The following is a 9658-nucleotide window of genomic DNA, read 5'->3' as shown; positions in this document are numbered from 1 at the left end:
CTAGAACCTGACCGCCACAGACGCCCTCTTTGGCAGTGTCCCACCGCGCCGCGGATCCCGACGCCCGACGCGACGAGCCAGGCCGCGTGTTGAACCAGGCTCTCAGGGTGGCGAGCAGCCGGGCATAGGATCGGCGGTATGGCGACGCGGCTGGTGCAGATCTCGATGAAGGCTCACGACAGCTCCGCGCTCGGCAGGTTCTGGGCGGGGGCGCTCGACTGGGAGGTCACCGCCGACAACGCCCAGGAAACCAACCTCGAGCCCGAGGGCTTCAGCTATCCCGACCCGAGCGCCGTCTGCATCGACATCCTTCCCGTCCCCGATCCCAAGACGGCGAAGAACCGCGTCCACCTCGACCTCGCCACCACCTCCGCGGCTCACCAGGCAGACCTGATCGACCGCCTCCTGAGCCTCGGCGCGACGCCCGCGGATATCGGCCAGGGCAACGCCCCGTGGACGGTCCTCGCCGACCCGGAGGGCAACGAGTTCTGCGTACTCGAGCCTCGACCGGTCTACAGCGACACCGGCCCGATCGCCGCTGTCGTCGTGGACTGTGCCGACCCGCGAGCGATGGCCCGGTTCTGGTCCGAGGCCATGGACTGGACGCTCCACGAGTCGACCGACAACTCCGCCGTACTGCGTTCCGCTAAGGGTGTCGGGCCGTACCTCGAGTTCATTCGCACTCCCGACGCGAAGGCCGGCCTGAACCGCGTCCACCTCGACCTCCGCCCGTACCCCGCCGACGACCACGCGGCGGAGGCGGACCGGCTGCGCTCGCTCGGCGCCACCGACCTGGACATCGGTCAAGGTGAGGTCCCCTGGACCGTTCTGGCAGATCCCGAGAACAACGAGTTCTGCCTCCTCACTCCTCTCTGAGCGCGGCGGTCGCGGTCGCGTTCTTGCGGGCCCTGGGCTTACGGGGCTTGGTGCCGTTGCCGTTGCCATTGCCGTTGCCGTTGCCTGAGGATTCGGGCTCAGGATCGGGCGCGAACGGGACGAACGGCATGGTCAGTGGAAGAGCTGCCAGCCGCATCAGGAGCAGGACGTTGTCGTCGCCGGCGGTCTTGTTGAGGCGGAGACGCCCACAGTTGGTGCACCGGTGGATGAGGACCCAGCGGCCCTCCCCGCGAACCGTGACCGCGATCGGCTCCATGCCGCCGGCACAGTCGGCCTTGCGATCACCAGGCACGTTGCGGTCGAGATGACGCGACCACAAGCAACTCGGGCAATGATTGCGATGCGTAGTTCCGGGGGCGTCGAGGGAGACCTCTACGCCGCAATGTTCACAGCTGAACGAACGTGCGAATGCCAAACCGAAGAACCTTTCAGAGCAAAGCTGCAGGACAGAGCAGACATACGCTTCCCTCCTCCCGGTCCGCACCGGCTGATCCGGCGCACGTCCCCACAGCAGACCAGCCCACCTCCAGCACCGTCAAACAATTAACCGCCGGCGCCGGGGTTGACCTTGACGCAGGGTCAACCCCGCAGGGTTGGCTTCATGACAGTTCAATCGGCCGGTGAGCCGGCGATTCGGGTGCAGGGGCTGGAGAAGGCGTACGGGAAGAAGGCGGTACTGCGTGGCGTGGAGTTCGACGTCGCGCGGGGCAGCATCTTCGCGCTGCTCGGCTCCAACGGGGCGGGCAAGACCACGACGATCAGGATCCTTTCCACGCTCCTCAAGGCGGGTGCGGGAACGGCCGCCGTCAACGGGTTCGACGTCGCCACGCAGCCGGCCGACGTACGGGAATCCATCAGCTTGACCGGGCAGTTCGCCGCCGTCGACGAGATCCTCAGCGGCCGGGAGAACCTCGTACTGGTCGCGAAGCTGCGGCACGTCGAGGACCCCGGCGCCGTCGCCGACGACCTACTCGACCGCTTCTCGCTGACCGAGGCGGCCGCTCAGCGAACAGCGACGTACTCGGGCGGCATGCGCCGTCGCCTGGACATCGCGATGAGTCTGATCGGGAACTCGCCGGTGATCTTCCTCGACGAGCCGACCTCGGGGCTCGATCCCGAGGCGCGGATCGAGGTGTGGCAGACGGTCAAGGAGCTGGCCGGCCACGGTACGACGGTGCTGCTCACCACGCAGTACCTGGAAGAAGCCGAACAGCTCGCCGACCGGATCGCGATCCTGCACCAGGGCCGGATCATCGTCAACGGCACCCTCACCGAACTCAAGCAGCTCCTCCCACCCGCCAAGGTCGAGTACGTCGAGAAGCAACCGACCCTCGAGGAGATCTTCCTGTCAGTCATTGGAGACCAGCGATGACCATGAGTACTTCGTACTTCGTCGGCGACACCGTCGCCCTGACTGCTCGCACGCTGCGCCACGTCACCCGCAGCCTGGACACCATCATCACGACCGTCCTCACGCCGATCGCGTTGATGCTGATGTTCGTGTACGTCTTCGGCGGCGCGATCGACACCGGGTCCACGGCGTACGTGAACTACATGCTCCCCGGCATCCTGCTGATCACGATCGCGTCGGGCGTGGCCTACACGGCGTACCGGCTGTTCATGGACCTGGCGACCGGGATCTTCGAGCGGTTCCAGTCGATGCCGATCGCCCGCTCGGGCGTGCTGTGGGCGCATGTCTTCACCTCACTCGTCGCCAACCTGATCTCACTGGTCGTCGTGGTGGGCGTCGCGCTCGTGATGGGCTTCCGCTCGGGTGCCGGCGTGCTGGCCTGGCTCGCGGTGATCGGCATTCTGTTCCTGTTCACCCTGGCGCTGACCTGGCTCGCGGTGATCCCCGGGCTCACCGCGTCGTCGGTCGAGGGCGCGGGCGCGTTCGGGTACCCGCTGATCTTCCTGCCGTTCGTCAGCTCGGCGTTCGTGCCCACCCAGACCATGCCCGGCCCGGTGCGCTGGTTCGCCGAGAACCAGCCGGTGACATCCATCGTCGACACGATCCGCAACCTGCTCGCGCAACAACCCGTCGGCAGCAGCATCTGGGCCGCGCTCGCCTGGTGCGTCGGCGTCCTCGTCGCGGCGTACGTGCTCGCGATGGTCGCCTATCGCCGCAAGATCGCCTGAGGCATCCCTGAGGGAACATGGACCCATGCTCACGATCAGCCAGCTGGCGGCGTACGCCGGCGTGACGGTGCGGGCAGTGCGCCACTATCACAAGATCGGGCTGCTGCCGGAGCCCGCACGCGACCACTCCGGGTACCGGTCGTACAACTCCGCTGCCGTCGTACGCCTGATCCGGATCCACACGCTCGCCGATGCCGGCGTACCGCTGGCCCGTGTGCAGGAACTTCTCGACGCCACTCCCGCGAAGTTCGAGGACGGCGTACAGGAGATCGACAAGTCGTTGCGCGCCGAGATCCGGCGGTTGCAGGTGAGCCGCCGCCGGCTCGCCAGACTTGCCGCCGGCGACCACCTCGCGCTCCCGCAGACCGTCGTGGACTATCTCGACCGGCTGCGCAGTTACGGCGTCAGCGAGCGCTACATCGTCATGGAGCGCGATGCCTGGATCATGATCGCCGCCCAGGTACCGGAGGTGATCGACACCGTGATCGCCGCGAAGCACGAGCAACTGGACGATCCCGATGCCCAGAAGCTCTACAGCCTGGTGAGTCAGGCAGTCGACAATCCGGATGGCGAAGCCTTGCTGTTCGAGATCGCCGACATCCTGGAACGCATGTACATCCGCGCCTTCGAGGCCGGCCAGCTGGGTGACGAGCCCTTCGACGACCAGCTCGTCGAGCTGCTGGACGCAGTGATGCTCGAGTCCGCACCCGAGGCGGCGCGGCTGCTCACGATCCTGGAGGAACGCGGCTGGAAAGGCTGGACCCGCATCGAGCGCGTGCCCACCGACAGACTCGAGGGGCTACGAGATCCTGGCGGCAGCGTGGAGCGCGAGACCGTCGGTGGCTGCGATGTCGGCGCGGAACCAGCCTGCTGAGTCGACGGTGTACGTCGGACCGGTGCAGCCGCCCGCCAAGTGGTCGCCGTGGAAGACGTCGCAGTACACGCCGGCCGGAAGCTGGGTGTGGAAGCTCCGGCCGGTGAGCGCTGAACTCTCGTCGTTCAGGACGAGGTAACCCTTGTCGCCACGGCCGAACGCGATCGCGTCGTTCCCGTTGTCCCACCACTCGGTCACGGCGGTCCCCCGTACGGCGTTGTGGAAGCCGACCATGTTGGCGATCACCCGCCACTCGTGCTCGCACCGCCAGCGGTTGCTGAAGCACGTCGTGTCGACCGTCTGCCCGCTACCGGTCGACGGCGGTCCCTCGTCGTTCGACGTGTACTCGTAGCTCGACATCACCTTCGGCGTCCCGTACGTCCAGGCCAGCATGAACGCGTTCGCCATCGCATAGCGGCCGTTGTCGCGGAACGTCAGTACGCCGCTGCCGCGCTGGGTGTCATGGTTGTCGGTGAACACCACGGCACGATCCGACGCCAACGGTTCCGCGAACGTGCGCAGGTAGGCGAGGTGCTCGGTGGTGAAGATCTTGGCGAGATCCTTCCCGTACCGGAACTCCAGCACGTCGCCGTTCCCGACGTACTCGTCCGGGGTGATCGGCTCGCCGGCGCCGTAGATGACCTCCTGGTACAGGTACGCCGGACGCGCCAAGCGGGACTTGATCGCGGCGATGTCCGCGGCGGGCATGTGCTTCGAGGCATCCAGCCGGAACCCGTCGACGCCGATCGACAGCAGGTCGTTCAGGTACGCCGCGATCCGGCCGCGAACGTAGTCGGTACCGGTTGCCAGATCGGCCAGGTCGACGAGCTCACAATTCTGTACCTCGTACCGGTCGCCGTAGTTGACGATGTCGTCGTTCCCGTTGCGTCCGCAATGATGGAAGTCCTGCGTCTGGTACGTCCCCGGGTAGTCGTAGTGCGTGTACGACGACCCGGCGCTGCCGGTGCCTCCCGACGAGCCACCGGTCATGTGGTTGATCACGGCATCGACATACACCTTGACACCGGCCGCGTGGCAACTGTTGACCATGGCGACGAACTGGCTGCGCGTGCCGCGGCGGGTGCTGTCCAGCTTGTAACTCACCGGCTGGTAGTCCTGCCACCACGGATACCCGGACCCCGGCAGCACGACATGCTCCTGCGGCGGCGAGACCTGCACTGCGCCGTACCCCTTCGGGCCGAGTACCTGCCCGCACTCCCGCCCGACCGACGTCCAGTTCCATTCGAACAACTGGACGATGACGTCCCGGTCCCCCACCGGCGCCGCCTGCGCACTCGCCCCGCTCAGTCCGGCCATCGACAGACCCAGCAACAGGACCAGTAATTTGCGCATCATCGGACTCCCTCGGGGCGGCGGGTACCTCATCAAACCACGGGGCCGGTGGCTCCAAGGGGGTCCCGTGTCGCAGAGTCGGCGAAAACGGCGCATACTTGAGGTCTGATGCTGCCCTATCGCGCGACGACGCGTCGTCACCTGTCCACCAGTCCTTTCAAGGCCCAGGTTTCTGACTCGCTCAAGAGTTACGAAGTCGGTGAGCGGGTCTCTCACGACAGGGAAGGACTCGGCCGCGTCCATTCAGTCGAAACTGATGGCACGGTCGTCATCGACTTCGGGGCCGGACGGCTCCTGCGAGTCGTCGCCCCCTTCTCCAAACTCCACTCCCTCGGCCAGGCCGACGCCTGATCCACGCACGCTGTCCCTGACCCTCCCAGGTCAGTAACTCCGCGTAACCCAGACTCGCGGCTATTGCGACCCATCGCGTATCAGTCGCCGTTCTCAGCCCTCTTATAGATGAGAGGGGGTGGAGCAAATGGCGATTCTCCTGAAGCCGCCGGCCGACGGGCTCACCTCAGACACGGATGTCTCCTTCCACTACCGGGTGCGGGTGCTGCTGCTGATTGTGGGCGTCGGCGTTCTCGCGGTTGCGACTGTGCTCTTCGGAGACCGTGTCGGAGACGACGGGTTGCCGCAGGCGGTCTGGGTCGCAATCCTCGGGCTCGCCATCTTGGTGGTGGTCGTTCTGCTCGCCACCAACCTGCAGCGCCACCTGCGTGCCGTACTGCGCTGGCTCGCTCTGATCCTGAGCGCTCTTGCCGCAGCACACTTCGGCGACGCGGCGAGTCTGAAGGGCACGGCGAGGTCGATCGTCGACATCGAACTCGCCGGCAGCAGCGAGGCATGGACGGCCTGCGGATGCGGTGATGCCTTCACAAGGGCCGTTCAACAGGACTTCTGGTTCATCGCCTCCTACGTCTTCCTGCTCGGCCTGCTGGTGTGGTGGGCCGGCAACTACTTCCGGCTGCCGGCGCTACGGCAGGCGCGTACCACGGTCGTCATCGCTGTCGTCGTCGCGGGCGCCTTCGACGTCGCCGAGAACATTCTGATGCTCACCGCGGGATCGTCGAACGGGCCCTGGCGGTTCGTCGCGGTCTGCGCCTGGGCCAAGTTCACTTTGCTCCTCGTCGCCATCGTCTACACCGCGGCAGGCGCCTTCGCCTGGTGGGCGACTCCACGCTGGGTCAGACTCGCCTCTTTGAAGCTGCCGACGTACGCCCAGAAGGCAGCCGGCATGAAGCCGTCGGAGGAGGTCGCCCAAGCTCCGGAGGGCACCCAGATGACACGCGCCGAACCCCCGCGCGGAGAGGCGAAGTACGGCATTGCGCTCTCCGGCGGCGGCATCCGGGCGTCGTCGATCAGCCTCGGCGCACTCCAGGCGCTCGACGGTGAGATCCTCAACTGGTCCGGGGCACGCGCGGTCACCGCCGTGTCGGGCGGATCGAACATGGCGGCCGGCTGGAGCATCTCGCGATCCAGCCTCCAGGCGACGGACGACGAGAGCCGTGAACGAGAGCGCCTCCGCCAGGTGGCACCTCGCCCGTGGCGGCAGCAGGAGAACGGGTGGCTCACCCCTGAGGAGCGCCATCTCGTCGACAACCTCGGGTACCTCGGGTCGAACCAGCCTCGAGGATCCGACACCGACCCAGCAGCCGCGAAGGCGACCAGGCAATCCGGCCCTGAGGGCAGTCAGACCTCCACCAAGGCGTCGTACCGGCCAGCCGTGTTCGCAACGGTGATCGCCGGGCTGACGGTCAACCTGGTGGTGCTGCTGAGCATGGGCTGGGCCATCACACGGCCTGTGGGCTGGGCATTGCGCGGCCTCACGAGCCAGGGCGGCGAGCTGCCGAGCGGCGCGATGCACCAGCTCGTCAAGGATCATTCGCTCGCGCTGCCCGGGCTCATTTTCCTCGCCGCCGGATTCGTCGTCCTGATGCTGTGGGTCCTCGCCGGTCAGTTTCTCGTCGGTTACGCCCAGAACAAGCTGGCTCCGCGCGTCACGCTGCAGACGCTCAAGAGGGCGTCGTACAGCGCGCTCGGCCTTGGCGCGTTGCTCGCACTGACGTTGTGGGGCTTCGTCGAACTGGTCGGCGCGGTCGCCCATCTGACGTTGCCCACGCTGATCGCTACGGTCGGTGCAAGTGCCGGTGTCGTCGGCTCGGTCGTCCGCATCCTCAGGAAGCCGGCAGCGCGCTTCGCGCCCATGCTCGGCGGCTTTGCCTTCGTCCTGGTCGCGCTGGGTCTGACAGCGCTGGCGACGTGGAACGCTGCCAAGCACGAGGTGACCTGGTCCGGGCACGATCTGGTGAGCTGGCAATCCGGCTGGAACTGGGTTCTTGCGCTGGCCATCCTCACTGTCGTGCTCCTGGGGCCGAGCTCGGAGAGCTGGTCGCTGGCGCCGTTCTACCGAGGCAAGCTGCGTCTGGCCTACGCGACGTACCGGACCAAGAACGGCGAGGAAGACGTCCGTGTGCAGCCGTACGAGAACGATGCCCCCGGTACGGACGAATCCAAGCATGAACCCGGCCTGTTTGCCTTCAACTACGACGACACAGCGGTGCGTACGCCGCTGGTGGTGTGCACGACCAGCACAGTGACCTCGCGTGCGGTCCGCACCCGCTACGGCACTCCGGCTCTGAGCGTGACGTTCGACCCCGAGCGGACGATCTTGCATCTGCCTCAGGACGGACGTGGCAACACGTTGCAGTTCGCCGCGTCCACCCGGGTGCTCGACCGACTCGGCAAGAAGCTGCACAAGCGGATCACGACGATGATGGCGGTCGCCATCTCCAGCGCGGCGGTCTCCCCCGCGATGGGCCGCTACCAGATCGGGCCGACCAGCATGCTGCTGGCCTTCTTCAACATCCGGCTCGGCGTGTGGATCGCCAACCCGCGGTTCATCACCCAACTCGAGGCCGCCGGCCTGGACAAGGAGCTCGAGCTGTCGTACCCACGGACAGGCCTCGGGTACCTCTTCAAGGAGTTCTTCGGGATCCACGACCTGGACGATCCTTACCTCTACCTGACCGACGGCGGCCACTGGGAGAACACCGGACTCGTCGAGCTGCTCCGGATCCCCGAAATCACCGAGATCGTCTGTGTCGACGCCGACTCGGGACCGGGTGACGCGACGAGTTCGCTCGGCAAGGCCATCGCGATCGCCCCGAGCGAGTGCGACATCCGGATCGACATCAGCCTGGACCCGCTCCGGGCCACCCCGAGCACCTCGCGCGTCCCGGCGTACTCGCCCCGGACCGTCAACCTCGGGTTCTTCACCAAGGGCGCGGGATCGTTCACCGACCAGACCCCGGTCGGCGTCCTCTGGTACGCCAAACCCGGCCTGGCCAAGGAGATGCCTGCGGCGTTGCTCGCATTCCACGAGCGGTACCCGACCTACCCACGGGAGTCGACCCTGAACCAGTTCTTCGACACGGCGAGCTTCGTTGCCTACCGCAACTTCGGTCGTTACAACGCCCGCCAGATCCTGCTGGCGCGCCGGAAACTTCAGGAGGCCCTCGACGAGCTCCTCCTGATCACCGAACCCGTCCTTCTCGACAAGCGGCTGAAAGCGATGGCCTGCGACACAGAAGGCCACTGGGCCATCGCCGAACTGTCCCGCGCCGCCCACGGCGCCGCCGCCACCCCAGCTCTCATCGCCGCCTACTGCCGCGCAGTAAGAACCTCCCTCGTCGAACCCGCATGACCGACCTACCCGCACGTCACAGCGAGTGCGGCGAAACGCTCAGCCGGTCATCGGGGCGCGCGATCGCCACCGAGATCGCCGCCGAGGTGTCAGCCGAGGTATCAGCCGAGGCCGGAGCGGGCTATCACGTTGGTGATGCCGATGTGTACTGCGGTGAAGCCCCCTTGGAGGAATGACTCGGCGAGCTCGGCCGCGGGCTGGTCGGGGTAGTAGCGGTCGGCGATCGCGGTGGCGACGCGCTTGATCCGGTCCGGCTCGGCGGAGATCCGGGCCTCGCCTTCGATGGTGACGAAGCTGTAGGGCTGCTGATCGTCGCTGATGCAGACCGCGACGCGCCGGTCCCGCGCCATGCTCTTGCCCTTGACGCTGCCGGGCGAGAGGGCGAAGGCGAGTTCGTCGCCGTCGAGCACGAAGCAGATCGGGGTGACGTGCGGCCGGCCGTCGGCGCGGGTGAGGGAGAGGTGGGCGAGCCTGGTGCCCGCGGTGAGGAAGGTACGCCACTCGTCGGCGGTCATGGTGGTCATCGGGTCTTCCCTTCGTTCGGGCTGATGGGCGATGGGGTGCGGATCCGGTTTCCTTGCCGAAGGCAAACACCTGCGTCACCTCGACGGCGTACACATGCCGCGGATCCTCCAGGAGGCTGTCGGCCGGATCGTGTGTGTCGCCATACCCTCTGACCCTAGGGTCGA

At 66.8% G+C, this 9658-nt stretch carries 9 protein-coding genes; 6 read left to right on the top strand and 3 right to left on the bottom strand.

What is annotated here, in order from left to right; all coding sequences use genetic code 11:
• The first annotated feature begins 138 nt into the window (after window positions 1-138).
• Window positions 139-876 carry a VOC family protein gene (locus EV647_RS43210; protein ID WP_134009884.1) on the top strand — a complete coding sequence of 246 codons (738 nt, stop codon included), beginning with the start codon at window positions 139-141 and terminating at the stop codon, window positions 874-876.
• Here EV647_RS43210 and EV647_RS32770 read toward each other — a convergent pair.
• The gene (locus tag EV647_RS32770; protein WP_238177503.1) at window positions 863-1381 is read right to left on the bottom strand and encodes an RNHCP domain-containing protein; all 519 of its coding nucleotides are present in this window, start codon (window positions 1379-1381) and stop codon (window positions 863-865) included. The two genes, EV647_RS43210 and EV647_RS32770, sit on opposite strands and share 14 nt — an antisense overlap.
• Window positions 1382-1498: 117 nt before the next feature.
• Here EV647_RS32770 and EV647_RS32765 point away from each other — a divergent pair, with 117 nt between their 5' ends.
• The 3 genes from EV647_RS32765 to EV647_RS32755 are packed head-to-tail and all read left to right on the top strand — an operon-like array spanning window position 1499 to window position 3910.
• Entirely contained in the window at window positions 1499-2269 is a 771-nt protein-coding gene (locus EV647_RS32765) for an ABC transporter ATP-binding protein (protein ID WP_134009880.1), read from the top strand.
• 2 nt (window positions 2270-2271) lie between these two features.
• The gene (locus EV647_RS32760) at window positions 2272-3036 is read left to right on the top strand and encodes an ABC transporter permease (RefSeq protein ID WP_134010385.1); all 765 of its coding nucleotides are present in this window, start codon (window positions 2272-2274) and stop codon (window positions 3034-3036) included.
• Between the two features lie 25 nt (window positions 3037-3061).
• On the top strand, window positions 3062-3910 hold the full coding sequence (locus EV647_RS32755) for a MerR family transcriptional regulator (protein WP_134009878.1): 849 nt from the start codon (window positions 3062-3064) through the stop codon (window positions 3908-3910).
• Here the strand turns inward: EV647_RS32755 and EV647_RS32750 are convergent.
• Complete coding sequence (locus EV647_RS32750) at window positions 3836-5263, bottom strand: alpha-amylase family protein (RefSeq protein ID WP_202876380.1); 1428 nt, start codon at window positions 5261-5263, stop codon at window positions 3836-3838. The genes EV647_RS32755 and EV647_RS32750 overlap by 75 nt on opposite strands.
• Before the next feature lie 108 nt (window positions 5264-5371).
• Between EV647_RS32750 and EV647_RS32745 the strand changes: the two genes are divergently transcribed.
• Both EV647_RS32745 and EV647_RS32740 read left to right on the top strand, forming a co-directional pair.
• Complete coding sequence (locus tag EV647_RS32745) at window positions 5372-5614, top strand: hypothetical protein (RefSeq protein ID WP_134009874.1); 243 nt, start codon at window positions 5372-5374, stop codon at window positions 5612-5614.
• A gap of 127 nt (window positions 5615-5741) precedes the next feature.
• Window positions 5742-8969, top strand: a complete 3228-nt coding sequence (locus tag EV647_RS32740) for a hypothetical protein (RefSeq protein ID WP_134009872.1) — start codon at window positions 5742-5744, stop codon at window positions 8967-8969.
• A 101-nt stretch (window positions 8970-9070) separates the two neighbouring features.
• Here the strand turns inward: EV647_RS32740 and EV647_RS32735 are convergent, their stop codons facing one another.
• Window positions 9071-9493 carry a PPOX class F420-dependent oxidoreductase gene (locus tag EV647_RS32735; RefSeq protein WP_134009870.1) on the bottom strand — a complete coding sequence of 141 codons (423 nt, stop codon included), beginning with the start codon at window positions 9491-9493 and terminating at the stop codon, window positions 9071-9073.
• Window positions 9494-9658 lie beyond the last annotated feature (165 nt).

This window comes from Kribbella sp. VKM Ac-2566 (assembly GCF_004366005.1).
GTDB classification, from domain to species: domain Bacteria; phylum Actinomycetota; class Actinomycetes; order Propionibacteriales; family Kribbellaceae; genus Kribbella; species Kribbella pratensis.
This window is presented reverse-complemented; position numbering and strand designations above follow the sequence as displayed.